This window comes from Curtobacterium sp. NPDC090217, assembly GCF_044746705.1.
Classification (GTDB): domain Bacteria; phylum Actinomycetota; class Actinomycetes; order Actinomycetales; family Microbacteriaceae; genus Curtobacterium.
In genome coordinates, this window is record NZ_JBIVCR010000001.1 from 219,425 (window position 1) to 245,174 (window position 25,750).

A 25,750-nucleotide genomic window follows, 5' to 3' on the forward strand; every position below is an offset into this window, starting at 1 on the left:
AATACGTGGCGATCCGTGACCGACGGGTGAGCCGCGCGGCTCCTGTGGAGAGTCAGCAGCGTGTGGACACCTGTGGAGCGTCAGCGCCGTCCGGTGAGCGACCAGACCTGCGCTGTCACCACGGCGACGATCGTCGCGAGGCCGTACGCCTCCACCCGTCCGACGGCGAAGGCTCCGCACACGAACAGCGTCGCGAACCCGGCGACCACGGCGACCACGACCGAGATGGGCGTCGTGTTCGTCCGACCGGACACGTCCGTGACGTACCCGGCCCTGGGCTCGTAGTCCGCCGGGTCGTAGATCGCCGGGTCCCGTGGCATCGACGTCGCCTCGGGGTCGAGCGGGACGTCACCCGCACGACGGGGTCTGGCGATGACCGCGTAGACGACGAACCATGCGCCGGTCGCCAGCAGGACGACGGCGAGGAACCACACGGGCACGTTGCCGGTCACCGACGACCGCAGCGGAGAGACGAGGGCGGCGAGTGCGATCACGCCCGACGCCGCACCCGCCACGATCCACGGCCGGGCGGGACCCGGTCGACGCGCGCGCTGCTCCCCCACGCCGCGATGCTACCGGTGGCCGGGAACGACGGGAGGCCCGGTGCGGAACCCGCACCGAGCCTCCCGGCAGTCCTGACGTGGACGCGACCCGCTAGCGGGCGGCGACCACCTCGCGCAGCAGCGCAGCCGTCTCGGACGGCGTCTTGCCGACCTTGACACCGGCTGCCTCGAGCGCCTGCTTCTTCGCCTCGGCCGTGCCGGCCGAGCCGGACACGATCGCGCCCGCGTGGCCCATCGTCTTGCCCTCGGGCGCGGTGAAGCCCGCGACGTAGCCGACGACCGGCTTCGTGACGTGTGCCTTGATGTAGTCAGCCGCACGCTCCTCGGCGTCGCCACCGATCTCGCCGATCATGACGATCGCCTCGGTCTCGGGGTCGGCCTCGAACGCGGCGAGCGCGTCGATGTGCGTGGTACCGATGACCGGGTCGCCGCCGATGCCGATGGCGGTCGAGAAGCCGAGGTCACGGAGCTCGTACATCATCTGGTAGGTCAGGGTGCCCGACTTCGAGACGAGGCCGATCGGGCCCTTGCCGGTGATCGTCGCCGGGGTGATGCCGACGAGCGACTCCCCCGGGGTGATGATGCCGGGGCAGTTCGGACCGATGATGCGGGTCGTCCCGCCCTTCGCCTTGGCGTGCGCCCAGAACTCCGCCGAGTCCTGCACGGGGATGCCCTCGGTGATCACGACGACGAGCGGGATCTCCGCGTCGATCGCTTCGAGCACGGCGTCCTTCGCGAACGCCGGCGGGACGAAGACGATCGAGACGTCGGCACCCGTGGTGTCGATGGCCTCGCGCACCGAGCCGAACACCGGCAGGGTGACGTCGCCGTGGGTGACGGTCGTGCCGGCCTTGCGTGCGTTCACGCCACCGACGACCTGGGTGCCGGCCTTGAGCATGAGGGCGGTGTGCTTCGTGCCCTCGCCACCGGTGATGCCCTGGACGATGACCTTGGAGTCCTTGTTGAGGAAGATCGACATGGTCAGTCCCTTCAGGCCGCTGCTGCAGCGAGTTCGGCGGCCTGCTCGGCCGCATCGTCCATGGTCGCGGCGACGGTGACGAGCGGGTGCGCCGCCTCCGCCAGGATCCGGCGACCCTCTTCCACGTTGTTGCCGTCGAGGCGCACGACGAGCGGCTTGGTGGCCGCGTCGCCGAGGATGCCGAGCGCGGCGACGATGCCGTTCGCGACGGCGTCGCAGGCGGTGATGCCGCCGAAGACGTTCACGAAGACGCTCTTCACCTGCGGGTCGCCGAGGATCACGTCGAGGCCGTTCGCCATGACCTCTGCCGATGCGCCGCCGCCGATGTCGAGGAAGTTGGCGGGCTTCACACCGCCGTGACGTTCTCCGGCGTACGCGACGACGTCGAGCGTCGACATGACGAGCCCCGCGCCGTTGCCGATGACGCCGACCTGGCCGTCGAGCTTCACGTAGTTGAGGCCGTGGGCCTTCGCCTTGGCCTCGAGCGGGTCCTCGCTCGCGGTGTCCTCGAGCGCCTTGTGGGCGTCGTGACGGAAGTCCGCGTTCTCGTCGAGGGAGACCTTGCCGTCGAGCGCCAGGATCTGGCCGTCGCCGGTGCGGACGAGGGGGTTCACCTCGACCAGGGTGGCGTCCTCGCCCTTGTAGACGTCGTAGAGCTTCACGAACACGTCGGCGACCTGGTCGCGGAGCGCCTCGGGGAAGTTCGCCTGCGTCGCGATGTCGAGCGCAGCCGCCTTGTCGATCCCGGTCAGCGGGTCGACCTCGACGCGTGCGAGCGCCTCGGGCTTCTCGACCGCGAGCTGCTCGATCTCCATGCCGCCCTCGACGCTGACGAGCGACAGGTAGGAGCGGTTGGCGCGGTCGAGGAGCACCGAGAAGTAGAACTCCTCGGCGATGTCCGCACCCTGCGCGATCATGACGCGCTTGACGGTGTGGCCCTTGATGTCGAGGCCGAGGATGGCCTGGGCGTGCTCGAACGCCTCGTCGGGGGTCTTCGCGACCTTCACGCCGCCCGCCTTGCCGCGGCCGCCGACCTTCACCTGGGCCTTCACGACGACGACGCCGCCGATCTTCTCGGCCGCTGCCCTCGCCTCCTCTGGGGTGTCGGCGATGATCCCCTGCAGAACGGGGACGCCGTAGGACTCGAAGAGGTCCCTGGCCTGATACTCGAAAAGATCCACGCTGTTCTTCTTCCCGCACTCGTCGTGCGATCGGCATCGGTTTCGCAGGTCGCAGCGCTCAGCATCGAGGGTCGCTCGATGTCGAGACAACGGCCGTGACAGAGCCTAGCGCCGCCACATGGACGTCGAGACAACGGACAGCACCAGCCCGCACAGACAGCAACGGGTCGCCACATGGACGTCGAGACAACGGACAGCACCAGCCCGCACAGACAGCAACGGGTCGCGACATGGACGCGCGATCCGGGGGACGGCATCCCGGAAACCGTCCCAGGCATGGGACGGCACGGTGGTCCGGTGCACGATCGACTCCGAACCCGAGCCGCCGAGGTCTTCGGCTGGCACCTCCACCCCGATCAGGAGACCGTCGTCGACGCGGTCCTCGACGGCAGGGACGCCCTCGCGGTGATGCCCACCGGCGCCGGCAAGTCCGCGATCTACCAGGTCGCCGGCCTCGCCCTCGACGGCCTGGTGGTCGTCGTCTCGCCGTTGGTCGCCCTGCAGGAGGACCAGGTGGTCGGTCTCGCCGAGCACCCGGACGCTCCTCGAGCCGTGACGGTGAACGCCACGAAGGGCACGCGCGACCTGACCGAGGCGTGGGACGACGTCGCCGCCGGCGCGGTCCGGTACGTGTTCCTCGCCCCGGAGCAGCTCGTGAAGGACACCGTCATCGAGCGACTCCTGAAGGTCGGCGTGGCGCTGGTGGCCGTCGACGAGGCGCACTGCGTGTCGTCGTGGGGGCACGACTTCCGCCCGGACTACCTGGCACTCGGCGAGGTGGTCGAGCGCCTCGGCCACCCGCCAGTGCTGGCGCTGACGGCGACGGGCTCCGGCCCCGTGCGTGACGACGTCGTCGAGCGGCTCCGGATGCGCGACCCGCTCGTCCTCGCCACCGGCTTCGACCGCCCGGAACTCCGGCTCGAGGTGCGCCGCCACGGGGACGACGAGGGCAAGCGGGAGGCGGTCGTCGACCAGGTCGCCGGCCTCGAGGGAACCGGCATCGTCTACGTCGCGACCCGTGCGGAGACGCTCGTGTACGCCGACGAGATCGTCGAGCGCGGCCGGGTCGCCAAGCCGTACCACGCCGGACTGCGGGTGGCGGACCGCGAGCAGGTCCTCACCGGGTTCCACGACGGATCGGTCGAGGTCGTCGTGGCGACGAGCGCGTTCGGCATGGGTATCGACAAGCCGGACGTGCGCTTCGTGGTGCACGCCGACGTACCGGAGTCGGTCGACGCCTACCACCAGGAGATCGGCCGCGCCGGGCGGGACGGTGCGCCGGGGCTCGCCACGCTGCACTACCGCGAGGAAGACCTCGGGCTCCGTCGGTTCTTCGCCTCCGGCAGCCCGCGTCCGGCATCGCTCCGCTCCGTGTTCGACGCGGTCCCGGCCACCGGGTCGATCGCCCGCGCCGACCTGGCGGACGCGTCCGGACTGTCGGCGCGCACCGCGGGACGGGCGGCGAACGCGCTCCTCGACGCCGGTGTCCTCTCGGACGACGGCGAGGGGCTGGCGCGCGCGGCCGACGCTCCGCGCGACGCGTCCGCTGCCGCGAAGGCCGCACGGGACCGCGCCGCCCAGCTCGTGACGATCGAGGAGTCCCGCATCGCGATGATGCGCCGGTTCGCCGAGACGTCTGGTTGCCGCCGCCAGTTCCTGCTCGGGTACTTCGGCGACGAGCTCCGCGAGCCATGCGGGAACTGCGACACCTGCTCAGCCGGGACCGCGGACGCGACCACGGGCGTCGACGGTGCACACGACGCCGAGTGGCCGCCCGACGCAGCGGTGGAGCACACCGAGTGGGGTCGGGGTGTCGTGATGAGCACCGAGGACGACCGGCTCACCGTCTTCTTCGACGACGCCGGGTACCGGACCCTGGCCCTCGCGGACGTCGCCGAACGGCACCTGCTCGAACGGGTCTGAGTCCCCCACATCCTGGGCGACCCGCCAGGGCCCCTGGCGTACACCAGGAGGCCCGACGGAAGGAGCGCCATGACGGCGGAACAGAACCAGCAGGCACAGGAACGACTCGGCGAGATCCTCGAGGCGCGCGCGTTCGACCGGTTCAGCGAGGTCTGGGCCGAGGACGTCGTCGACCACGACCCGGCGCCGGACCAGGCACCTGGGCTCGCGGGCATCGTGGACTTCTGGACCGAGTTCACGACGGCGTTCCCCGACCTCTCGCTCGAACCGGACCCGCTCGTCGTGACGGACGACTACATCACCGCCGTCTTCACGATCCGCGGGACCCACACCGGCCCGTTCCAGGGCCACGAGCCCACCGGCCGCGACTTCACGGTGCGCGGCATCCAGGTGTCGAAGTTCCGCGACGGCAAGATCGTCGAGCGCTGGGGCTCCACCGACGAGAAGGGCCTGGCGGAGCAGCTGCGCCTCGGCGAGCACGACACCAAGTTCGTCAGCGCCTGACCCCGGCACGACCCGACCACGAAGGAGCAGCACCATGACCGATCCCGGCATCAGCCCGATCGACGACTTCGACGCAGAGGAGCGCCGCGACGACGACGTCGACCGCGAGCACGTCGGCCCGTACGAAGTCGACGAGACCGACGAGTCCCTCGAGACGGTGACGAACGACGCCGTGGCCGGCGAGACCGTCGAACCGCAGCCGGGTGACGGCACCGACGACGGCCCCACCGGCGGAGCGCCCCGCGAGGGCTCGCCGGACCTGTGGGAGCACGACGGCGACTCCGAGCTGCCCGACCTGGGCAACGACCTCGGCACGAAGCCGCTGTAGCCAGCACCGCCCAGCACCACATCGACCACGGAGCACGGCTCGGTACCATCGAGCCGTGTTCCGTCGTGTCCAGGCCAGTGTCCACGGCATGCCAGCGGTCGCACGGCTGCTGGCGATCGCGTCACTGCTGCTCGTGGCCGCCTCGGCGCACACGGGTGTCCGCTCGGGCGTGACCGCGTGCGGCCCGTCCACCTACGGCCCCTCCTGCGGCACGAACCTCCTCTGGTTGCCCCTGCTGATCGGCGGAGTGCTCGTCGCCGTGGTCGCCGCGACGCCGTCGCACTGCTGGCCGCTCCCCGCGATCTGGCTCGTCGCGACGCTCGTCGCGATGAGCACCGGCCCGGTCGGCAGCGTCGCCTTCGTCGTCACCGCGCTCGTCGGCGGCGCAGCCGCCCTGGCCGGCGCCGTCGCGATCGACGTGGTGCCGCGCCGACGCGAGCGGGGCACGAGACGGTGACCAGCGAACGGACGGGAGGCTCGGCGCCGGACGTGCGCCGAGCCTCCCGTCCGCCCCGTGGTCGGGACCGGGTGCTCGACCGGTTCCTGGCGGACAGCACCCCCGTCGTCGCCGGCGGGCGTGCGATCCTGCTGCAGATCGCCGATCCGGTGGTCGCGGCCGGCGTCCACCGGCACTCGGACTTCGCGCGACGGCCGCAGCAGCGGCTCGCCCACACGCTCATGTACGTCTACGCCGTGATGCTCGGCTCGCCCTCGGACGCGGCGATCGCGACGTCGTTCGTGCACCGCGCGCACGCACCGGTCACGGGCGCGGACGACGCCGACCGGCAGCTCTGGGTGGCGGCGACGCTGTACGACTCGGCGCTCCGGGCGCACGAGGCGTTCGGTGACCCGGTGCCGCCGGAACTCGCCCAGCGCGTGCTGGCGGCCTACGAACCGCTCGGGGTGGCGCTCCGGGTGCCGGCGGGACGGTGGCCCGACTCCGTCGCCGCCTTCGAGGAGTACTGGGCCGGCACGCTCGCCGGGCTGCACGTCACCGACGACGCGAGGGCCGTGGTTCGCGACCTGCTGCACCCGCGGTTCGCGCCGTTCTGGGTCCGTGCTGCGATGCCGCTCGTGCGGATCGTGACCGTCGGCATGCTCCCCGATGCCGTCCGCGCGCAGTACGGCTTCGCGTGGGGCCCGCGCGAGCGACGGCGGTACGCACGGGTGACCGCGGGGCTCCGGCGCGTCCGGGCCGTCGTGCCGGGACCACTGCTCCGCCTCCCCGGCCCGCTGCTGCTCCGGCAGATGCGACGGATCGCGAAGCGGTACTTGTCACACTGACAATTACCGTGCTACGGTCGGGTCATGGCAGTCGAACTCACCACCCGGAACGCTTCCGGAACCAGCGTGACCCCGACGTTCTCCACCATGCGGTTCCCCGCTGGCGAAGCACACGTCAAGGTCGCGAACGACGACGCCGACACGGGGGAGACGACCGAGATCGCGACCCTGCGGGGCGCGAGCGGCGACGACCTCCTCATGCTCGGCATGTGGGCGGACGCCGTGCGACAGCGCGGCTCGAAGTCGGTCGCACTCATCCCGTACCTCCCAGGCGCTCGGCAGGACCGCGGACTCCCCTTCGGGGCGAAGGTCTACGCGGACGTCATCAACGGCTTCGGCATCGACCAGGTGATCGCCTTCGACCCGCACTCGCCGGTCATCGTCGGGCTGGTCGACAACCTGACGGTCGTCACGAGCGAACGGGTCGTCCGTGACGCCGTGGTCGCCGGTTCCGACTACGTCGGCATCATCGCCCCGGACAAGGGCGCCGTCGCACGGGCCACCGCGGTCGCCGACGCCTGCGGTCTGCCGGTCTACCGGGCCGAGAAGCACCGCAACCCCGACACCGGCAAGCTCGACGGGTTCACTTGCGAGCCCCTCCCCGAGTCTGGACGGCTGCTCGTGGTCGACGACATCTGCGACGGCGGCGGAACGTTCATGGGCCTCGCCGGCGCGACAGGCCTTCCGAAGGAACGCCTCGGCCTCTGGGTCTCGCACGGCGTCTTCTCCGGCCGGGCACCGGCACTCGCCGAGCACTTCGGCGAGATCGTCACCACCGACTCCTACCCGGCGCAGAGCGACGTGCCCGGGCTCACGACCGTTCCCCTGACCCCCTTCCTGACGGAGCAGATCCGATGACCACCACCGACACCACCGCGACCGGCACCTCGACCACCGCCGACATCGAGCCCCGCATCACCGGCCCGAGCCCCATCGCGCCGCTCCTCGCCGTCGACGGGTACAAGCACTCGCACCGGCAGGTGTACCCGCAGGGGACCACGCGGATCCTCATCAACTGGACGAACCGCTCGAACGCACACATGCCCGAGTCCACGCACGCCGTGGTGTTCGGCCTGCAGGCGTTCATCCAGCGCTCCCTGGTCGAGGCGTGGGCGCCGTTCTTCGCCGCGGACGAGGACCTCGTCGCCGACCTGTTCCAGCAGGCGCTCGAGGGGTACTTCGGCCCGAACCACATCGGCGTCGACCACGTCCGCGCCCTGCACCGCCTCGGGTACCTCCCGCTGACGATCAAGGCCCTGCCCGAGGGGACCCTCGCGCCGATCGGTGTCGCCACGCTCACGGTCGAGAACACCGTCGACGAGTTCTTCTGGCTGCCGAACTACATCGAGACCGCCCTGTCCGCGTCGATCTGGCACCCCTCGACCGTCGCCACGAAGGCCCTGGAGTACCGGGACCTGATGGAGGACTGGGCGGCGCGCACCGGTGCCGTCCCGGAGAGCATCGACTTCGCCGCGCACGACTTCTCGTTCCGCGGGCAGTCCAGCATCGAGTCCGCAGCGGCCGGTGGCGCCGGACACCTGCTCTCGTTCCTCGGCACCGACTCGATGCCGTCGCTCGACTTCATCGACCGGTACTACCCGGGCGACAACGGACTCGTTGCGGCGAGCGTCCCGGCGACCGAGCACAGCGTGATGTGCGTCCGCGGGGCCGACGGGGAGCTCGAGACGTTCGAGCAGATCCTCGACGTCTACCCGACGGGCATCGTGTCGGCGGTCAGCGACGGCTTCGACCTGTTCAAGGTCATCACCGAGACGCTCCCGCAGCTCGAGGACCGGATCACCGGGCGCGAGGGCAAGCTCGTGATCCGCCCGGACTCGGGTGACCCGGTCGACATCGTCACCGGCACCGTGCACGGGGTGGGTGCCGACGCACTCGCCGACCCGGCCCGCAGCCACGAGGAGAAGGGCGTCGTCGAGCTCCTCGACGAGATCTTCGGCCACACCGTGAACGACGCCGGGTACAAGGTCCTCGACCAGCACATCGGCGTGATCTACGGCGACAGCATCACCCTCGACCGGGCGCGTCGGATCTACGAGCGCCTCGAGGCCAAGGGCTACTCGAGCGACAACATCGTGCTCGGCATCGGGTCGTACACGTACCAGTTCATGACCCGCGACAACCTCGGCAGCGCGGTCAAGGCGACGTGGGCGCTGGTGGACGGCGAGCCCGTCGACATCCAGAAGGACCCGAAGACGGGCAGCGGCAAGAAGAGCGCGAAGGGCCGCATCGCCCTGCACCGTGACGAGACCGGCGAGATCCGGCAGAGCGACCAGGCGAGCGCGGCGGACGAGGCGACGAGCCTGCTCCAGCCGGTCTGGACCGACGGCCGGTTCCTCGTGCACCAGTCCTTCGCCGACGTGCGTGCGACGCTCCGCCGCGAACGCGCCGAACGCGCCGACCGTGCCGCACGCCGGGCGGCATCGGCGTGACCGACGGCGCCGTGGCGGCCCGCGACCAGCCGCTCATCGCGATCGACGTCGTCCCGATGTCGTTCACGGCGGGCGACGGCCTGCTGGTCGCCACCGCGCGCCGGCCGTACGACCCGTACGCCGGACAGGAGGCACTCCCCGGCGTGCTCCTGGACGGTACGGAACTGCTCACCGACGGGGCGCGGCGCGCGCTCCGCACCAAGACCGGGATCGACGACGCGTCGATCCGGCACCTCGCGCAGATCGGCGCGTTCGACGGACCAGAGCGGGACCCGCGGTCGACGGCGATCAGCATCGCGTTCGTCGCGGTGGTGGCGGGATCCGATCGCGGCGCCGAGTCGTCCGCCGGACCCGGCGGGGGCCCTGGAGTCGCGTCGTCGGCGGTCTGGCGCGACCCTGCCCAGGCCGAGCCGGGCCTCCCGTTCGACCACGACCGGATCATCCAGGCCGCGCTCGACCACGTCCGCACCCGGCTGTGGCGGGACCTGCCGCTCACCCGCGCCCTCCTCGGAACGCGGTTCACGACGGCGGACGCGAGCCGGCTGCAGACCGCGGTGACCGGCGTCGCCCCCGATCCCGGCAACCTGAACCGGGCGCTGCGGACCAACCCGGCGCTCGTCCGGGCGGCGGCGACCACGACGTCGGGCCAGCGTGGCGGACGTCCCCCGGTCTCCTGGACGTGGGCGGACTGACCGGGGTTGGCTGAGGGGATGCCAACCGCACCCCTCTCCGGCGACCCGTCGTTCGCGTTCCCCGAGTTCACCGATCCGCCCGCCACGCCGATGGCCGCCGCGCGGGCCTGGCTGGCGACGGCCGACGACGTCTCCGAACCGCTGTCGATGACACTCGCGACCGCGGCGGACGGGGTCGTCAGCGCCAGGACCGTCGACGTCAAGCGGCTCGACGACGAGGGGCTCGTGTTCGGGTCGTCCACCGAGAGCCCGAAGGGACGGCAGCTCGCAGCCAACCCGGCGGCCGCGCTGCAGGTGTACTGGCGCGAGACCATGCAGCAGATGCGGTTCGAGGGGGTCGTCGTGGTGCTCTCCGACGACGAGTCCGACGCCCTCTTCGCCGACCGGTCGCCGAAGTCCCGGGCAGCGACGGCTGCAGCACACCAGTCCGAGCCGCTCGACGGCACGTTCGACGACCTGCTGTCCGCTGCCGGGGCCCTCGGTGACGATGCCTCCCGTCCGGCGTCGTGGGTCGCCTACCGGCTCGAACCGGTCGTCGTGGAGTTCTGGCACGGCAGCCGCGACCGCATGCACCGACGCCTGCAGTACCGCCGGTCGGATGACGGGTGGACGACACGCGTGTTGCAACCGTGAGCCATCTTCGGACAGGGCGCGCGGGTGGTGATTCGCTGAGGTGACCGAGGCAGACGATCCGGTCTGCCCCGGCCGGACATCGTCGTCATCGTCACTGTCACCGTCGCAAGGAGCGTCATGAGTTCCGAACGTCCCGTCGCAGCATCCACCTCCGAGCAGATCGTCGAGGACGCCCCGGCGCGCTCCGCGATCCAGCTCTACGCCGCCGAGTTCTTCGGCACCTTCCTGCTCGTCTTCGGCGGGCTTGGCACCGCGCTGTTCGCCGCCGCGTTCCCGGATGCCGGCAACGCGCTCGGCGTCGGGTTCCTCGGCGTCGCCCTGGCGTTCGGCCTGACCCTCGTCGCCGGGATCAGCGCAGTCGGACACATCTCCGGCGGCCACTTCAACCCCGCGGTGTCGCTCGGGCTCCGGTTCGCCGGGCGCACCGACGCCAAGCACCTCGCCGGGTACTGGATCTCGCAGATCGTCGGCGGTGCGGTGGCGACGAGCATCCTCGCGGCGATCTTGGCCGGCAAGCCAGGGGCGTTCTCGGCAGCGCACGACGCCGGCTTCGCGTCGAACGGCTACGGCTCCGCATCACCAGGCGGCTTCGGGCTCTGGTCGGTGTTCCTCACCGAGGTGGTGCTGACGGCCGTGTTCCTCGGGGTGATCCTCTCCGTGACGGCGAAGCCCGAGTACCGCGCGCTCGCGCCGATCGCGATCGGACTCACGCTGACGCTGATCCACCTCATCTCGATCCCGGTCAGCAACACGTCGGTGAACCCGGCGCGGTCCATCGCGGCGGCGATCTACGGCGGCGGGACCCCGCTCGCGCAGCTGTGGGTGTTCATCGTGGCGCCGCTCGTGGGCGCGGCGATCGCCGGGCTCGTCGTGCGGGTCGGCGGCCGGAGCGTTGTGCGGTAGCGGGCGCGCGGCGCCCGCGCCGCGCGCCCGCGCCGCGCGCGGCCGCGCCGCGCGCGGCCGCGCCGCGCGCGGCCGCGGCGCCGCGCGCCCGCGGCGCCGCGCGCACCGTTTGCGCCCCCACACGAACATCGCGCCCCGTCACGACGGGGCGCGATGTTCGTCACGGGGCGCGATCCCGGTGGCTCGGTCGACCCGACCGGCGAGCCCGCCGCCCGCCCTACGCCCGCGCGACGGGGTTCGGCATCGACCCGGCGCGGATGAGCGACGACGACTGGTCCGCCAGGTCGACCATCGACAGGGTGTTCCGCAGCTGCAGCCGGTTCAGGCAGGAGTGCTCGAACGTCGGCGCACGCAGGTCGAGCGGGCGGCGCCGGTCCGGATGGGCCGCAGCGTGCCGGTCGATGCACGCGCCGACGAGCTCCCAGAAGCGGGACTCCGGCAGGACTCCGTCGTCGTCGAGGATCGCCGCGACGAACCGCAGCACCCCGTCGAACACGTCCGTGAACACGGCGAGGGCCGCCTCGTCGTCGTCGACCGGGTGCACGATGCGCTCGATCCCGGCCGGCACGGCGACCGGAGCGAGCACCGCGACCTCTTCCCCGATGTCCTTCATGACCGCGCGGACCACGACACCGTCGCGGAGCACCAGCACGAGGTTCTCCCCGTGCGGCATGAACACCAGGTCGTGCACGGTCAGGCAGTGCACCACGGGGAGCAGGTACGCGTCGAGGTACCGCCGCACCCACTCGTCCGCCGGCAGCCCCGACCGGGCGACCAGCGCCGAGGCCACCGCCGCACCGGAGGCATCGCGGTGCAGCAGCGCCGCCATCGTCATGAGCTGCTCGCCGTCGGACAGCCGCGGCACCGGGCTCTCCCGCCAGAGCGCCGCGAGCATCTTCCGCTGCGGCGACGACACGTCCACCCGGTGGTACGCGTCGCCCGTGTACCCGATCGCCGCGTGTTCCCGCAGCACCTCGAAGCCCGCTGACCGCAGCGTCGGGTCGGCCGAGACGATCCCGGCGACCCAGTCGTTCACTGCAGGGGTGTTCCGCATGTACGCCGGCGACATCCCACGGAGGAACCCCATGTTCTGCACCGCCAACGCCGTCTTGACGTACGACCGCGTCGGGTCCGTCCGGTCGAACGCCGTCCGGATCGACTGCTGCGGCTGGTGCTCGTCCGGCCCCTCCCCGAGGTCGACGAGGTCCTGTCGTCCGAGGTCCGGCGCGAACGTCACGGCGATCCGGTGCTGCCACTGCCACGGGTGCACCGGCAGCCACACGTAGTCGTCCGGGTCGAGCCCGCGGCGTGCCAGCGTCTGCCGGAACCCGTGCACGGTCGCCGCGGGCAGCTCGGCCGCCCAGTGGGCGTCCTCGGTCCGGTCCGCGGCGAACGCCAGGTGCGTGTGCTCCCGGCGTGCCGCGAGCCACCGGTACCGGAACGTCCGCCCGGACTCCGGCGCGTACGCCCGGTACTCGTCGAGCCCGAACCCGATGCGGCCGTTCGACGCCACGAACGCCGGGTGCCCCTCGGTCATCGCCGCCTCGGTCGCCTGGAACGCCGCGACCGCATCCGCTCGTCCTCGCGCGAGCTGGGCAGCCGAGGGCCCGCCCCGTCGGTGCTTGGCGGCGGCACTGGCGAGGGTCGAGGCGATCTCCTCGAGGTACGTGCCGAGCAGCTCGTCGGGGATGCCGAGGAGGTCGCGGAGCTCGAGCACGAGGTCCTGTGCGCTGAGCGGCACGGCGTCGCCGTCACGGGTCCTGGTCAGCGAGGCCTCGTCGATCGACCAGTGCTCGAGCGCGTGCAGCCGCGCCCGGAACCGGTAGGTCGACGGCCCTGCCGCAAGGCGCCAGCCGTCGCCGTCGGCCACCGGTGCGATCAGACGCTCGTGGGTGAACTCGGCGATCGCCTTCGCCACGAGGTGCCGCTCCGCGACGTCGAGGTGCTCCGGCCGCAGGTGCGCAGCAGGGCCGTCGTCGTCCGACACCCCGATCCGGTCGGTGTCGAGCACCGAGAGCAGCGCGCGCTTGCCGTCGACGTCGACCTCGCGGAGCACCCGGAACCCGACCTCGGCGTTCTTCGCGTGCACCGCGGTGTTCCGGACGTCGGGCTCGACCACGACGCGACGTGCGCCGAGGGCGTCCCGACAGTGCTCCACCACGGTCCGCATCACCGCGCTCGTGAGTCCGTGCACCCGCCCGTCGGCAGGCGGCGGTGCGACGAGCAGGTGCATGCCGACGTCGCCGGGTTCGGCCGGCCAGACGTCGGTCAGCAGCACGGCACCCGGGTTGTAGGTCTCGGCGAGGAAGCACGGCTCGCCGTCGTGGCGCCCCAACCACGCGGCCTGCGCCGGGTCCGCCTGCACGCCGGCCAGGTACGCGCGCACGGCGTCGACGTCGAGGTGGCCCATCTCCCACCAGCTCGACGCCGGGTGGGCGAGCCACGCCTGCACGACGGCGGCGTCGCGATCCGGGTCCACGGGTTCGACGGACAGGAGGCTCGGGGTCGCGCCCGCCTCGCGGGGCACGTCGAGCAGGACGGTTCCGTTCTCGGTCATGCGCGCACCTCCGCGCGCTCGGCGCCGCGCCGTTCCGGCGCGGTGCCCGGGGCCCCGGGCTGCCGTGTGGCGGGCAGGCCGAACTCCTGGAAGGCGATCCGGTCCTCCAGTCCGTGGACGGGGCGACCCGTGACGGACCGGATGATCGACGCGTTCCGCCACGCACCCATGCCGAGGTCGGGGGCGGTCAGCCCGTGCGTGTGCTCCTCGGCGTTCTGCACCCAGATCCGACCACCGATGGTGTCCACGTGGTGGTCGCGCGCAACGGCGAACCGACCGCGGGAGTCCCGCGCGACGAGGTGCTCGACCGGGTCGAGGAACCGCGTCGGGCGCGGGGCGTACCCGGTCGCGAGGACGAGCCGCTCCACCTCGTGCTCGTAGGTCTCGCCGAGCTGCTCGTGCCGGAGGGTCAGTCGGTACCTGCCCCGGTCGGTGAGCCAGGACGCGTCCACGACGCTCGTCTCGGTCCGCAGCGACGTCGGGATCGGGCCGCTCGCGCTGATCCGGTACAGCGCGTCGTAGAGGTCGTCGACCAGGTCGGCGCTGATGCCCTTGTACAGCCCGCGCTGTTCGCGTCCCAGGCGGTCGCGGAGGTCCTCGGGCAGCCCGTGGAAGTGGTCCGTGTACTCGGGGCTCGTCATCTCGAGCGTGAGCTTGGTGTCCTCCATCGGGAAGAACCGCGGCGAGCGGGTGATCCAGTCGAGCGCGTAGTCGTGCGTGCGGATGTCCTCGAGCAGGTCGCGGTAGACCTCGGCGGCGGACTGCCCGCTGCCGATCACCGCGATGCTGCCGGCGCTCCGGAGCGCGTCGCGGTTCGGTACGTACTCGGCGGAGTGGATCACCGGGCCCGGCAGGTCGCGGAGCGCCGGCGGGACGGACGGCGCCGAGCCGACGCCGATGACGACGTGGCGGGCGCGGTACGTCTCCGGGCCGTGGTCGGTGTCGGCGTGCACGGCGAACAGGTCCGTCGCCTCGTCGTGCTCGACCGCCGTGACCGTCCGGCCCCAGCGCAGGGTGTCGAGGCGCTCGGCGGCCCAGCGGCAGTACGCGTCGTACTCGCTGCGGAGGGGGTGGAAGTCCTCGCGGATGTAGAAGGGGTAGAGCCGGTTCGTCTCCTTGAGCCACGCCAGGAACGAGAACGGGGACGTCGGGTCGGCCATCGTGACGAGGTCCGCCATGAAGGGCACCTGGATCGTGGCGTCGTCGAGCATCATGCCGTGGTGCCAGGCGAAGCCGTCCGCGGCGTCGAGGAACACCGCGTCGAGGTCGTCGAGGGGGTCGGTCAGGCAGGCGAGGCCGAGGTTGAACGGGCCGATGCCGATGGCGACGAGGTCGAGGGGGTCGTTCGTGGTCGTGGTCATCGTGCTGCTCCTGCTGTTGCGGCTGTCTCGGCTGCGGCGGCTGCTGCGGTTGTGGCGGCCGTTCTGGCCACGTGGTCGAGGGAAGCCCGCATCTGCTCCGCGGTGGTCTCCGGGTTCAGGAGCGTGAGCTTGTTGCACGGCCGCCCGTCGATCACCGTCTTGGCGACGAGGACCCGCCCCTCGGCGAGGAGCGCTGCCCGGAGCGGTGCCACCAGGGCATCGGCCTCGGCGTCGGACATCCCCGCCGGCTGCCAGCGGAACAGCACCGTGCTGAGCTGCGTCGGCGCGACGAGGTGCAGGTCTTGGTGGTCGGCGACGATGGCGTGGGTGGCCTCGGCGAGGTCGATGACCGCGTCGAACGCTCGGCCGATCGCGTCAGCGCCCGTCGCTCGGAGCGTCGCCCAGAGCTTCAACGCGTCGAAGCGCCTCGTCGTCTGCAGGGACTTGTCCACCTGGTTCGGTTCCGCCGCGTCCTCGGGGTTCAGGTAGTCGGCGTGCCAGGCGATCCTGCGGAGGTCGGCGGGGTCACGGACCAGCAGGGCACTCGAGGAGACCGGCTGGAAGAACGACTTGTGCAGGTCGGTGGTCACGCTGTCGGCCCGCTCGATGCCGTCCAGCAGGTGTCGTCGGGTGGGCGAGACGAGCAGGCCGCAGCCGTACGCGGCGTCGACGTGCAGCCAGACGTCCTCGAGGTCGCAGACGTCGGCGACGGGTTCGAGCGGGTCGATCACACCGCGGTCGGTCGTGCCGGCCGTGGCGACGACGGCCATCGGGGTGCGGCCTGCGGCGCGGGTCTCCGCGATCGCCGTGGCGAGGGCGGAGGGGAGCATGCGACCGGCGGGGTCGGTGGGGACGGTCACGACTGCGTCGAGGCCGAGGAGCCGGGCGGACTTGGCGATGCTGAAGTGGGTCTCCGCCGTGGTGAAGACGGTTCCGGTGCCCCGTCGCTCCCGCGCGATGAGGAGCGCCTGCAGGTTCGACTGCGAGCCGCCCGACGTGAAGATGCCGTCGCCCGCCGCGAAGCCGATCCGGCGTGCCAGCCAGTCGACGACGTGTCGCTCGATCTCGGTGCCGATCCGCGACTGGTCCCAGGTGTCGACGGACGGGTTCACCGCCGCGAGCACGGCCTCGGCAGCGACAGCGGGCAGGGCCACCGGACAGTTCAGGTGTGCGAGGGAACCGGGATGGTGGAACCACACGGCCTCCCGGACGAACAGCTCGTCGAGCTCCGCGAGCGCCCGATCCGTCCCGAGCGGTACGCCGTCGAGATCGATCCCGGCCACCCGGTCCCGGAGTTCGGCGGCGGAGGTGCTCGTCGTCGGCGTCGTCACCCCGGCGACGCGGTCGGCGAGACGGTCCACGGTCGATCCGACGAGGTCTCGGTAGCGGGCGGCGGTGGCGTTGGTCAGCATTTCGATCACAGGTGTCACGTTAGGTAAGGCTAACCTCACCTCCGTTCGGCTGTCACCCGAACAGGGGCCCGGGCGTGGCGGCGGCCAGTTGCGGCATCATCGTTGGATGAACAACCCCGTGGTCCGTCCGGCGAACGTCTCGGATGCCGACCGCATCGCGCGCGTGCACGTCCAGGCCTGGCAGGAGGCGTACGCACACCTGTTGCCGGCGCCCTTCCTGGCGGCACTCGACGTCGATGCGCGGGCGGATCGATGGCGGACGATCATCACCGACCCGCAGACCGACGTGCTCGTCGCCACGATCGACGACGTCGTCGTGGGCTGGGCCTCAGCCGGACCGGGACGCGAGCCCGGGGCTCCACGCGACCGGGAGCTCGAGGGCATCTACGTGCTGGCGTCGACGTACGGCTCCGGTGCCGGGCAGGCGTTGCTCGACGGGGCCGTCGGCGACGCGCCCGCGTACCTGTGGATGGCGGACGACAACCCGCGCGCCGAGGCGTTTTACCGGCGCAACGGGTTCCACCGGGACGGCGCGGCGAAGCGCGAGCGCCTCGGCCCGCACCCGCTCGATGCCGTGCGGTTGGTGCGCTGAGCGGTCGGGTACCGCCGAGCGCTACAGCTTCTCGATGGGGGCGATCTTGATCAGGAGCTTCTTCCGCCCGGCCGAGTCGAACGCGATCTCGGCGATGCGCTTGGCCCCCTGACCGGTCACCGCCGACACCGTGCCCTCACCGAAGTCGACGTGCTTGATGCGGTCGCCGGATGCGAGCTCCATGTCGCCGTTGTCACGAACCTGCCCGGAGACACGGTTCGCCCACTCGGTCTTCGGCCGGGTCTTCGCCGCCGCCGCAGCACGGTCGTAGGAGCCGCCGCCCCAGCCACCACCGCCGCGGTAGCCGCCACCGCCGCCTCCGCCACCGAATCCACCGGGTCCGGCGCCGTCACGCTTGGCGTTGAGCGCACGCGGCTGCGTCCCACCACGGCTGTTCGCCATGCCGGGTGACTGCTTCCACTCGATGAGCCCCTCGGGGATCTCCTGCAGGAAGCGGGACGGCATCGCCACGTTGACGTCGCCGAACTGCGCACGGGTCATCGCCAGCGACAGGAACAACGACTTCTTGGCACGGGTGATGCCGACGTAGAACAACCGGCGTTCCTCGGACGGTCCGCCTGGTTCGTTCGCCGACATCCGGTGCGGCAGCAGGTCTTCCTCGACGCCGGTCAGGAACACCGCGTCGTACTCGAGGCCCTTCGCCGTGTGCAGTGTCATGAGCGACACCGTTCCGGAGGAGTCGTCGAGCTCGTCCGCCGCGGCGACCAGGGAGACCTCGGTCAGGAAGTCGCTCAGTGTGCCGTCTGGGTTGTTCTTCTGGAACTCCCGCGTCACCGCGACGAGCTCGTCGATGTTGTCGGCGCGCGCCGAGTCCTGCGCGTCCGGGGACTTCCGGAGCTGTTCGAGCAGTCCGGACCCGTCCAGGAGCTGCGTGAGCGTGTCGACGACGGGCTGGTCCTGCGCCTTGGCGGACACCTCGTCGAGGAGCGCCGCGAAGGCCGTGATCGCGTTCCGGACCTTCGGCCCGAACCCGAGCTCGTCCGCGTGCCGGAGCGACTCGCGCATGGTGACGTCGTGCTCGTCGGCGTAGCGCTGCAACGTCGTCTCGGTCACCGCGCCGATGCCCCGCTTCGGGACGTTGAGCACACGGCGGAGCGCCATCGGGTCTGCAGGGTTCGCGACGGTGATCAGGTACGCCATCGCGTCCTTGATCTCGGCACGTTCGTAGAACTTCGTGCCGCCGAGCACCCGGTACGGGATCGCCGCGCGGATGAAGATCTCCTCGAGTGCACGCGTCTGCGAGTTCGTCCGGTAGAACACCGCCATGTCGCGGTAGTCCGTGCCGTCCTCGTGCAGGCGCTGGATCTCGTCCGCGACGAACTGGGCTTCGTCGTGTCCGGTGTAGCCCGTGAAGCCGACGATCTTGTCGCCGGCGCCGACCTCGGTGAACAGGTTCTTCACCTGGCGGTCGAAGTTGTTCGCGATGACGGCGTTTGCCGCGTCGAGGATGTTCTGCGTCGAGCGGTAGTTCTGTTCGAGCAGGATCACCTTGGAGTTCGGGAAGTCCCGCTCGAACTCGACGATGTTACGGATGTCGGCGCCGCGGAAGGCGTAGATCGACTGGTCGGAGTCGCCGACGACGGTCAGCGACGCACCGGCGATCGAGCCGTCCGCCTCGCGCATCCTGGCGACGTGCTGGCCTTCGTCCTCGAGCCGGTCGACCTGCTCCACCGGGACCGGACGCGTCAGCTCGCGGATGAGCGAGTACTGCGCGTGGTTCGTGTCCTGGTACTCGTCGACGAGGATGAACCGGAAGCGCCGCTGGTAGAGCGCAGCGACCTCGGGGAACGCGCGGAACAGGAACACCGTCTGGCCGATGAGGTCGTCGAAGTCGAACGCGTTGGCGCGACGGAGGTCGTTCGTGTACCGCCGGAACACCTCGGTGAACATGACTTCCTGCGGGTCGTTCGCGTTGATGTTCCGCGCGTACGAGTCGATGTCCTGCAGTTCGTTCTTGAGCTTCGAGATCTTCGACGCCGCCGCACCGACCGTCAGACCGAGCGAGTCCGCTTCGAGGTCCTTGATGATCCGCTTGAGCAGCGCCCGCGAGTCGGCGGAGTCGTAGATGGTGAACGACTGCGGGAACCCGAAGCGCTCGGCTTCACGACGCAGGATCCGCACGCATGCCGAGTGGAACGTCGAGATCCACATGCCCTCTGACGCCTGGCCGACGAGGGCACGGACGCGCTCGCGCATCTCGGCGGCCGCCTTGTTCGTGAACGTGATCGCGAGGATCTGCGACGGCCATGCTTCACGGTTCGCGAGCAGCAGGGCGATGCGACGCGTGAGGACGCTGGTCTTGCCGGAACCGGCGCCGGCCACGATGAGCAGGGACTCGCCGCGGTACTCGACGGCTTCCTTCTGCTGGGGGTTCAGACCGGCGGTGAACGGGTCGTCGTACGGGCGGGCCCCGGCACCCGGCTCGGGCGTCGAGTCGAATGGGTCGAGCACGATCGTCATGTCCGGGACAGTCTAGGCCGGACCCCCGACACCGGCACCCCGCTCCTCGACCAGCGAACGCGCCCGGACCGCGAGGTCGGTGTGGTCCGCGAAGACCCCGTCGACCCCCGTCCGCACCACCGAGGTGAACCACCGCTCCCAGTCGCCGTGCGCCGCGACGTCCCCGCCACGCCGGAGCGGCGCGGGCAGGAACCGGTTCTCCGGCCGGAGGGTCCACGTGAAGACCGCGAGGCCGACCGCCTGCGCACGCTCGACGACGTCGGACCGCACCGGTCGGGGGTCGTCGAGCGCCACCGGATCGGTGCCGGCCATCAGCGTCTTCAGGTCGACGCTGATCCCGTCGAACTCCTCGGCCAGCCGCGCGAGCGCGCCGTCCGTGCGCTCGTCCGCATAGGTCGGAGCCGCACGTCCGTGGGACGCGACCTCGTCCGCGGCGCTGCCCCGGGCCTCCTGGAGGTACACCAGCCGACCACCGGCGCCACGCGAGCCGATGTCGCGGAGGACGCCCTTCTCGAAGCACTCGACCGTCAGTCGTTCGTCACCACGCCACCCGGCTCCCCCGATGACGCCGTCGACCAGCTCCCCCATCGGCAGCCCGATCGAATCGAAGTACGTCGCGTGCTTGACCTCGGCGACGAGCGCGACCGGGCGGGGTGTCGCGTCGAGGATGGCGAGCAGGTCCTCGAGCCGTAGGACCGGGTCCTCGCCGTCATGCTCCGCGGACCGCGGACGCAGCGCCGGAAGCCGCTCGCGCGTGCGGAGCGTGGTGAGTTCGTCCCACGTGAAGTCCTCGGTGAACCAGCCGCTGAGCCGGTTCCCGTCGACGACCTTCTTGGTGCGCCTCGCCGCGAACTCGGGGTGGTCGGCGACGTCCGTCGTGCCCGAGATCTCGTTCTCGTGCCGGAGCACGAGCACGCCGTCCTTCGTGGGGACGAGGTCCGGTTCGATCGCGTCGGCACCGAGGTCGATCGCGAGCTCGTAGGCGCTGCGGGAGTGCTCCGGGCGGTACCCGGAGGCACCGCGGTGGGCGATCACGAGGGTCATGCGGCCGACCCTACTGGGCGGGAGTTGCCGGTCCGTGGGCATCGTGCGCACCGCAGGACGCCCGCACCACGAGCTCGGCCGGGAACTCCCGGTGTTCGGTCTCCGGCTCACCGAGCAGTCGCCCGACGGCAGCAGCGGCCATCGGCACGACCGGCTGCCGGACGGTGGTGAGCGGGGGCCACGTGTACTCGGCTTCCCACGATCCGTCGAACGCGACGACCGCGACGTCGTCGGGGACCCGGACGCCGCACTCGTGGAACGCACGGAGGACTCCGACCGCGGTGCGGTCCGAGGCGGCGAACACCGCATCGGGACGATCGCCCTCGTCCGCGATCTGCAATCCGGACACGTAACCACCTTCGCGCGTGTACCCGCCGTCGTAGACCCGGCCTGGAGGCACGCCCCACCGCTCGCAGGCAGCTCGCCATCCACGATGGCGGGGTTCTCGGGCGTTCGGCTCGCCGACGAACGCCACCTGCTGGGCACCGTGGCCGAGCAGGTGCGCCGTCGCCTGCTCGGCACCGGCCTGCAGGTCGGTGCCGACGCTCGCGACACCCGCTCGCGCCGATGAGACGTTCAGTTCGACCCACGGCAGGCCGACCGGGTCGATGGCACCCGGGTCGGCCGCTCCACTGGAGAGTACGAGCACGCCGTCGACCATGCGCGCCGCGAACTCCTCGAAACGTGCGCGGAGTCGGTCTGGCTCGAAGCTCGTCGCCGTCGTGTAGAGCGCGTACCCGCGCTCCCACGCGGCAGATTCGATCGCCGCCGCGTACTCGGCGAAGAACGGGTTCGCGAACACGGGGTCCTCGCGATCCGGCACGGCGAGCACGAGCGTGCGGGCAGAACCGGATCGGAGGGCCCGCGCGGCCTGGTTCGGCCGGTACCCGAGCTCGGCGACGGCCGCGAGGATCCGTCGCCGAGTCTCGGGAGCGACCGGCGCTCCACCGTTCAGCGCGTAGCTCACGAGCGCATCCGAGACCCCGGCGAGCCGGGCGACGTCCCGCCGCGTGGGCTTCCGGGGTCGCTCGTCGCTCGTTCCGTTCGTCACCGGTCGATCATGACACCCGATCGGCAACGGGCAGCGCCTCACCGACGGCGACGGGAGCGTCACCCTGGTCCGGGACCGGCAGCCGTTCCCCGTCCCGCCGGGCGGACTCGAGTGCGATGAGCCCGGGCAACGTGTACCGCGCTGCCTGCCACGCGTTCACCGGGGGCAGTACTCCGTCGTTGACCGCACGGACGAAGTCGTCGACCAGCAAGTGGTGCGACCCTTCGTGCCCGTTCGGTGCGAACGCGAACTCCTCGGGCAACCGGTCCGTCAGCGCGTCGTGCACGGGCGCGTGTCCGGAGATGAACGAACTGCGGAGCGCCGGGGAGACGTCCGCCAGGCGCGGGTCGTCCTCGGACATGGTCGGACGCGTCGCGATCTGGTCGGAGACATCGGTGACCCCGTCACGGTCCTGCCAGACGGAGTTCGTCACGAGCTGCTCGAAGCTGCCGTCGGTGCCGAACCACCGGAATCGGCTCTCGCGGATGTACGACGGGAAGCCGACGCGACGGAACTCGTTGATGCGCATAGAGCCGCCGCCGTCGAGTTCGAACAGTGCCGTCATGTTGGAGTAGTCGTTGTCGAACATGCTGACCTCGGTGTCGAAGACCCCGTCGCCGCGGTCGTCGTGCACCCCGATGCAGCTCACACTGACCGCGTGCCGCGGCACCGCACCGAGGACACCGCCGATCGCGTGGGTCGGGTACCACATGGGCGGGTAGCTCGCCGTGGCCTTCCATCCGTCGCCGCCGCTGTACTTGTAGGCGTCGTAGAAGCCGAGGTCCATGTCGTGGACGTAGTCACCCTCGGCGTAGAACACCCGGCCGAACGCGCCCTGCTCTGCCTTCTGCCGCGCGAACACCGTCGCCGGGTTGTACTGACTGGTCTCGCCCATCATGTAGGTGAGCCCGGTCTCCTGCACCGCGGCGATGATCGACTCGATCTCGGTCACCGCGGTCGCCATCGGGACGGCCGAGTACACGTGCTTGCCCGCACGCAGCGCCTGCAGCACGAGCGGCCCGTGTGTCCAGCGCTGGGTGAAGATCGCGACGGCGTCGACGTCCGGGCTCGCGAGCATCGCCTCGAAGCTCGGGAAGGTCCCGGCCAGGGCGAGATCGTCGACGAGCTGCTCGGCGCGCTCCGGGATGACGTCCGTGGCGTAGACGTCGGAGATGCCGGGGTGCTTGTCGAACAGGGTCGCGAAGTGGCTGGCGAACTGGCCGGCTCCGACCATGCCGAGGGTGAACGTCATGCTGGCTCCTTGGGTGGGTGTGCGTCGTTGCTCGACCATTGTGGCCATGCGGGTTTACTCGTGTCAACGGCCTTTCCTCGATGTGCAGGGCCATGTAACCGCGGGCACATGTGGAGGAGTGGGCACCCCGGATCCCAGCCGGCGGCGGGACCATCCCGCCATGGCCGATCGATCCCTGTCCACCGCCGTCGAGTCCCGCATCGACCGCGCCGCCCGCCGCGTGCTCGACGCCGGACGGCAGCCCCGGACGCCGATCCGCGAGTTCGTTACCGAGTTCCTGGTCTTCGGCGCGAAGCAGGCGTGGGCGTGCACGTTCGGGGCGCTGCTGCTCGGCGTGATCGCGCTCGCACGCATCGCCTGGCCCGATGACGCCCCGGTCGCCAGGAACGACGCCCTGACGATCGCCGCGATCGCCATCCAGGTCGCGATGCTCGTGTTCGGACTCGAGGCCGTGCGCGAGCTCCGTGTCGTGCTGCTCTTCCACGTCGTCGGCACCGTCATGGAGGTCTTCAAGACCGACGTCGGCTCGTGGGCCTACGACAGCGGTGGCCTGCTGCACGTCGCCGGCGTCCCGCTGTTCTCCGGCTTCATGTACGGCGCGGTCGGTTCGTACATGGTCCGCGTGTACCGCCTCTTCGACCTCCGGTTCTCGCGCTACCCGGCGCAGTGGCACACCGCAGTGGTCGCCGCAGGCATCTACGTGAACTTCTTCGCACATCACTTCGTCTGGGACGCGAGGTACGTGCTGCTCGCGCTCGTGGTGGTGCTGTTCGCCAGGACGACGATGCACGTGCGCGTCTACCGTGCGACGATCCGGATGCCGATCCTCGTGGCGATGGGGCTGGTCGCGGTGTTCATCTGGGTCGCCGAGAACATCGCGACCTGGGCTGGGGCGTGGTCCTACCCGGCACAGGTGGCCGCCTGGCACCCTGTCGCATCGACGAAGATCGTGGCGTGGCTGCTGCTCATGACGATCTCGGTCGCACTCGTCACCTGGCTCTCCCCACCGCGCCCGTTCTCGGCCCGCTCGGTGAACTCCCGACCCGCACCGACCCATCCCGCAGCCCGCGCCCGTAGAGTGCATGCACGGATGCCAGCACCGGCGTCCGCTCGCCGCGAATCCTCAGCCTTTCGGCGCGACGCACACCTAGGCTGAGAGGACGCGAAGGAACGGTCCATCGTTCCCGCTCGACGACCCGAATCCAGAGGAATCACGAGGACACCATGGCTTTCAAGCCCGGTTTCGACCAGTCCCCCGCCTTCAATGACGCGGGCCGGAACGCTTGGGGCGCCGGCGCCAACTCGCAGCAGGCCGGATGGGGCCAGACCCCGCAGCAGTCGGCGGGCATGACGCCCGAGCAGCTGCAGCACATGTACGACCGTCCGTCGGCGAGCACGGTCGACACCGACCGCATGTCGTACGAAGACACCATCGTCAAGACGCTCATGGCGTTCGGTGTGCTCATCGTCGGCGCGGTCGCCGGGTGGAACCTCCCCCCGATCGTCTGGATCGCGGGCGCGATCATCGGGTTCGTCTTGGCGCTCGTCAACACCTTCAAGAAGAAGCCGTCCGGTGGCCTCGTGCTCGCGTACGCCTTCTTCGAGGGACTCTTCGTCGGCGGCATCTCCGGTGCCTACAACTCCATGTGGGACGGCATCGTCACGCAGGCAGTCTTCGGCACCCTCGGCGTGTTCTTCGTCACGCTGCTGCTGTTCCGTTCGGGCAAGGTCCGTGCGACCCCGAAGATGACGCGGTTCTTCCTCGTCGCGATGGTCGGGTACATGGCGTTCTCGCTCGTGAACCTGGTCCTGATGTGGACCGGCGTCACCAACACGGCGTTCGGGCTCCTCGGCACGAAGGTGTTCGGTATCCCCCTCGGCGTCCTGATCGGCATCTTCGTTGTCCTGATGGCCGCGTACTCGCTCGTCCTCGACTTCGACCAGATCAAGACCGGTGTCGAGCGCGGTGCCCCGCGCATCTACGGCTGGACCGCGGCGTTCGGCCTCATCGTGACGCTCGTTTGGCTGTACCTCGAGATCCTGCGCATCCTCGCCATCGTCGCGAGCAGCTCCCGCAACTAGCGGCAGCGCACACACGAAGGGCCCCGGCACTCGCCGGGGCCCTTCGTCGTGGTGGTCCTCCGCGTGCCGCCCGTCGCGCGCCGCCCGACGCCCGACGCCCGACGCCCGACGCCCGACGCCCGACGCCCGACGCCCGACGCGCTGCCCGATGCCCGACGCGCTGCCCGACCGGTCACAACTCCCCGCTCAGGTTCGCCAACCGGTCACGAAACGTCGTTCGGAGCGCCGACGACCGACGGTCTGTGACCACTCCACGAACGTGAGCGGGGTGTTGCGACCACCCGGCACGGGGCGCCCGGCACGCGGACACCCGGCACCGGGCCCGGGGGCACGGGGCACCCGGTACGCGGGCACCCGGCACGGGGGCACGGGGGCACCCGGTACGCGGGCACCCGGCACGGGGGCACGGGTCACCCGGCACGGGGGCACGGGGGCACGGGGGCACGGGGGCACGGGGGCACGGGGGCACGGGGCACGG

23 protein-coding genes are annotated in these 25,750 nt (G+C 71.0%); 13 read left to right on the forward strand and 10 right to left on the reverse strand.

Annotated elements, in window-relative coordinates; translation table 11 throughout:
- Positions 1–80: 80 nt before the first annotated feature.
- From ACIPJ2_RS01070 to sucC, 3 genes are all read right to left on the reverse strand, one after another.
- A complete protein-coding gene (locus ACIPJ2_RS01070; RefSeq protein ID WP_402727197.1) occupies positions 81–563 on the reverse strand; it encodes a hypothetical protein in 483 nt (160 codons plus the stop codon).
- A 91-nt stretch (positions 564–654) separates the two neighbouring features.
- Entirely contained in the window at positions 655–1,542 is an 888-nt protein-coding gene (gene sucD / locus ACIPJ2_RS01075) for a succinate--CoA ligase subunit alpha (protein ID WP_281265938.1), read from the reverse strand.
- Positions 1,543–1,553: 11 nt separating this feature from the next.
- Positions 1,554–2,723, reverse strand: a complete 1,170-nt coding sequence (gene sucC, locus ACIPJ2_RS01080; RefSeq protein ID WP_281265939.1) for an ADP-forming succinate--CoA ligase subunit beta — start codon at positions 2,721–2,723, stop codon at positions 1,554–1,556.
- A 297-nt stretch (positions 2,724–3,020) separates the two neighbouring features.
- On the opposite strand from sucC, the gene ACIPJ2_RS01085 reads away from it, so the two are divergent.
- The 10 genes from ACIPJ2_RS01085 to aqpZ all read left to right on the forward strand — a co-directional run bounded on the left by ACIPJ2_RS01085 (position 3,021) and on the right by aqpZ (position 11,440).
- A complete protein-coding gene (locus ACIPJ2_RS01085; protein ID WP_402727198.1) occupies positions 3,021–4,646 on the forward strand; it encodes a RecQ family ATP-dependent DNA helicase in 1,626 nt (541 codons plus the stop codon).
- 69 nt (positions 4,647–4,715) lie between these two features.
- Positions 4,716–5,150: an ester cyclase gene (locus ACIPJ2_RS01090; protein WP_281265940.1), complete on the forward strand. Its 435-nt coding sequence runs from the start codon at positions 4,716–4,718 to the stop codon at positions 5,148–5,150.
- A 34-nt stretch (positions 5,151–5,184) separates the two neighbouring features.
- Positions 5,185–5,478: a hypothetical protein gene (locus tag ACIPJ2_RS01095; RefSeq protein WP_281265941.1), complete on the forward strand. Its 294-nt coding sequence runs from the start codon at positions 5,185–5,187 to the stop codon at positions 5,476–5,478.
- A gap of 55 nt (positions 5,479–5,533) precedes the next feature.
- A complete protein-coding gene (locus tag ACIPJ2_RS01100) occupies positions 5,534–5,935 on the forward strand; it encodes a hypothetical protein (RefSeq protein ID WP_402727199.1) in 402 nt (133 codons plus the stop codon).
- Positions 5,932–6,762 carry an oxygenase MpaB family protein gene (locus ACIPJ2_RS01105; RefSeq protein ID WP_402727200.1) on the forward strand — a complete coding sequence of 277 codons (831 nt, stop codon included), beginning with the start codon at positions 5,932–5,934 and terminating at the stop codon, positions 6,760–6,762. The genes ACIPJ2_RS01100 and ACIPJ2_RS01105 overlap by 4 nt, the downstream gene beginning before the upstream one ends.
- A 24-nt stretch (positions 6,763–6,786) precedes the next feature.
- Complete coding sequence (locus tag ACIPJ2_RS01110; RefSeq protein WP_402727201.1) at positions 6,787–7,620, forward strand: ribose-phosphate pyrophosphokinase; 834 nt, start codon at positions 6,787–6,789, stop codon at positions 7,618–7,620.
- Positions 7,617–9,212, forward strand: coding sequence for a nicotinate phosphoribosyltransferase (locus ACIPJ2_RS01115; RefSeq protein WP_402727202.1), 1,596 nt, complete (start codon positions 7,617–7,619; stop codon positions 9,210–9,212). The genes ACIPJ2_RS01110 and ACIPJ2_RS01115 overlap by 4 nt, the downstream gene beginning before the upstream one ends.
- The gene (locus tag ACIPJ2_RS01120) at positions 9,209–9,904 is read left to right on the forward strand and encodes an NUDIX domain-containing protein (protein WP_402727203.1); all 696 of its coding nucleotides are present in this window, start codon (positions 9,209–9,211) and stop codon (positions 9,902–9,904) included. The genes ACIPJ2_RS01115 and ACIPJ2_RS01120 overlap by 4 nt, the downstream gene beginning before the upstream one ends.
- An 18-nt stretch (positions 9,905–9,922) precedes the next feature.
- Positions 9,923–10,537 (forward strand): pyridoxal 5'-phosphate synthase, encoded by a 615-nt coding sequence (locus tag ACIPJ2_RS01125; protein WP_402727204.1) that lies wholly within the window; start codon positions 9,923–9,925, stop codon positions 10,535–10,537.
- 117 nt (positions 10,538–10,654) lie between these two features.
- Positions 10,655–11,440 carry an aquaporin Z gene (gene aqpZ, locus ACIPJ2_RS01130; RefSeq protein ID WP_402727205.1) on the forward strand — a complete coding sequence of 262 codons (786 nt, stop codon included), beginning with the start codon at positions 10,655–10,657 and terminating at the stop codon, positions 11,438–11,440.
- A gap of 217 nt (positions 11,441–11,657) precedes the next feature.
- Here the strand turns inward: aqpZ and ACIPJ2_RS01135 are convergent, their stop codons facing one another.
- Genes ACIPJ2_RS01135 through ACIPJ2_RS01145 form a run of 3 tightly spaced genes read right to left on the reverse strand, consistent with a single transcriptional unit; the run spans position 11,658 to position 16,770 of the window.
- The gene (locus ACIPJ2_RS01135; protein WP_402727206.1) at positions 11,658–13,997 is read right to left on the reverse strand and encodes a GNAT family N-acetyltransferase; all 2,340 of its coding nucleotides are present in this window, start codon (positions 13,995–13,997) and stop codon (positions 11,658–11,660) included.
- A complete protein-coding gene (locus ACIPJ2_RS01140) occupies positions 13,994–15,358 on the reverse strand; it encodes a lysine N(6)-hydroxylase/L-ornithine N(5)-oxygenase family protein (protein WP_402727207.1) in 1,365 nt (454 codons plus the stop codon). Before ACIPJ2_RS01140 ends, ACIPJ2_RS01135 begins: the two co-directional genes overlap by 4 nt.
- Entirely contained in the window at positions 15,355–16,770 is a 1,416-nt protein-coding gene (locus ACIPJ2_RS01145; protein ID WP_402728301.1) for a pyridoxal phosphate-dependent decarboxylase family protein, read from the reverse strand. Before ACIPJ2_RS01145 ends, ACIPJ2_RS01140 begins: the two co-directional genes overlap by 4 nt.
- A gap of 106 nt (positions 16,771–16,876) precedes the next feature.
- Between ACIPJ2_RS01145 and ACIPJ2_RS01150 the strand changes: the two genes are divergently transcribed.
- A complete protein-coding gene (locus tag ACIPJ2_RS01150) occupies positions 16,877–17,362 on the forward strand; it encodes a GNAT family N-acetyltransferase (RefSeq protein ID WP_402727208.1) in 486 nt (161 codons plus the stop codon).
- A gap of 21 nt (positions 17,363–17,383) precedes the next feature.
- Here the strand turns inward: ACIPJ2_RS01150 and ACIPJ2_RS01155 are convergent, their stop codons facing one another.
- From ACIPJ2_RS01155 to ACIPJ2_RS01170, 4 genes are read right to left on the reverse strand one after another with little or no spacing between them, the layout of a single operon-like run.
- Positions 17,384–19,843 carry an ATP-dependent helicase gene (locus ACIPJ2_RS01155; RefSeq protein ID WP_402727209.1) on the reverse strand — a complete coding sequence of 820 codons (2,460 nt, stop codon included), beginning with the start codon at positions 19,841–19,843 and terminating at the stop codon, positions 17,384–17,386.
- Between the two features lie 12 nt (positions 19,844–19,855).
- Positions 19,856–20,887 carry a glycerophosphodiester phosphodiesterase family protein gene (locus tag ACIPJ2_RS01160; RefSeq protein WP_402727210.1) on the reverse strand — a complete coding sequence of 344 codons (1,032 nt, stop codon included), beginning with the start codon at positions 20,885–20,887 and terminating at the stop codon, positions 19,856–19,858.
- A gap of 10 nt (positions 20,888–20,897) precedes the next feature.
- Entirely contained in the window at positions 20,898–21,938 is a 1,041-nt protein-coding gene (locus ACIPJ2_RS01165; protein WP_402727211.1) for a LacI family DNA-binding transcriptional regulator, read from the reverse strand.
- A 7-nt stretch (positions 21,939–21,945) separates the two neighbouring features.
- A complete protein-coding gene (locus ACIPJ2_RS01170; RefSeq protein ID WP_402727212.1) occupies positions 21,946–23,190 on the reverse strand; it encodes a Gfo/Idh/MocA family oxidoreductase in 1,245 nt (414 codons plus the stop codon).
- A 160-nt stretch (positions 23,191–23,350) separates the two neighbouring features.
- Between ACIPJ2_RS01170 and ACIPJ2_RS01175 the strand changes: the two genes are divergently transcribed.
- Both ACIPJ2_RS01175 and ACIPJ2_RS01180 read left to right on the forward strand, forming a co-directional pair.
- Positions 23,351–24,346, forward strand: a complete 996-nt coding sequence (locus ACIPJ2_RS01175; protein ID WP_402727213.1) for a DUF817 domain-containing protein — start codon at positions 23,351–23,353, stop codon at positions 24,344–24,346.
- Between the two features lie 68 nt (positions 24,347–24,414).
- On the forward strand, positions 24,415–25,272 hold the full coding sequence (locus ACIPJ2_RS01180; RefSeq protein ID WP_402727214.1) for a Bax inhibitor-1/YccA family protein: 858 nt from the start codon (positions 24,415–24,417) through the stop codon (positions 25,270–25,272).
- Positions 25,273–25,750: the final 478 nt, after the last annotated feature.

What these genes read in the sequence shown, in the direction of transcription:
- sucD (WP_281265938.1), bottom strand. Translation starts at nt 1,542, where the DNA reads ATGTCGATCTTCCTCAACAAGGACTCCAAGGTCATCGTCCAGGGCATC.
- ACIPJ2_RS01090 (WP_281265940.1), top strand. Translation starts at nt 4,716, where the DNA reads ATGACGGCGGAACAGAACCAGCAGGCACAGGAACGACTCGGCGAGATC.
- ACIPJ2_RS01095 (WP_281265941.1), top strand. Translation starts at nt 5,185, where the DNA reads ATGACCGATCCCGGCATCAGCCCGATCGACGACTTCGACGCAGAGGAG.
- ACIPJ2_RS01110 (WP_402727201.1), top strand. Translation starts at nt 6,787, where the DNA reads ATGGCAGTCGAACTCACCACCCGGAACGCTTCCGGAACCAGCGTGACC.
- ACIPJ2_RS01115 (WP_402727202.1), top strand. Translation starts at nt 7,617, where the DNA reads ATGACCACCACCGACACCACCGCGACCGGCACCTCGACCACCGCCGAC.
- ACIPJ2_RS01125 (WP_402727204.1), top strand. Translation starts at nt 9,923, where the DNA reads ATGCCAACCGCACCCCTCTCCGGCGACCCGTCGTTCGCGTTCCCCGAG.
- aqpZ (WP_402727205.1), top strand. Translation starts at nt 10,655, where the DNA reads ATGAGTTCCGAACGTCCCGTCGCAGCATCCACCTCCGAGCAGATCGTC.
- ACIPJ2_RS01135 (WP_402727206.1), bottom strand. Translation starts at nt 13,997, where the DNA reads ATGACCGAGAACGGAACCGTCCTGCTCGACGTGCCCCGCGAGGCGGGC.
- ACIPJ2_RS01140 (WP_402727207.1), bottom strand. Translation starts at nt 15,358, where the DNA reads ATGACCACGACCACGAACGACCCCCTCGACCTCGTCGCCATCGGCATC.
- ACIPJ2_RS01145 (WP_402728301.1), bottom strand. Translation starts at nt 16,770, where the DNA reads ATGCTGACCAACGCCACCGCCGCCCGCTACCGAGACCTCGTCGGATCG.
- ACIPJ2_RS01150 (WP_402727208.1), top strand. Translation starts at nt 16,877, where the DNA reads ATGAACAACCCCGTGGTCCGTCCGGCGAACGTCTCGGATGCCGACCGC.
- ACIPJ2_RS01155 (WP_402727209.1), bottom strand. Translation starts at nt 19,843, where the DNA reads ATGACGATCGTGCTCGACCCATTCGACTCGACGCCCGAGCCGGGTGCC.
- ACIPJ2_RS01160 (WP_402727210.1), bottom strand. Translation starts at nt 20,887, where the DNA reads ATGACCCTCGTGATCGCCCACCGCGGTGCCTCCGGGTACCGCCCGGAG.
- ACIPJ2_RS01170 (WP_402727212.1), bottom strand. Translation starts at nt 23,190, where the DNA reads ATGACGTTCACCCTCGGCATGGTCGGAGCCGGCCAGTTCGCCAGCCAC.
- ACIPJ2_RS01175 (WP_402727213.1), top strand. Translation starts at nt 23,351, where the DNA reads ATGGCCGATCGATCCCTGTCCACCGCCGTCGAGTCCCGCATCGACCGC.
- ACIPJ2_RS01180 (WP_402727214.1), top strand. Translation starts at nt 24,415, where the DNA reads ATGGCTTTCAAGCCCGGTTTCGACCAGTCCCCCGCCTTCAATGACGCG.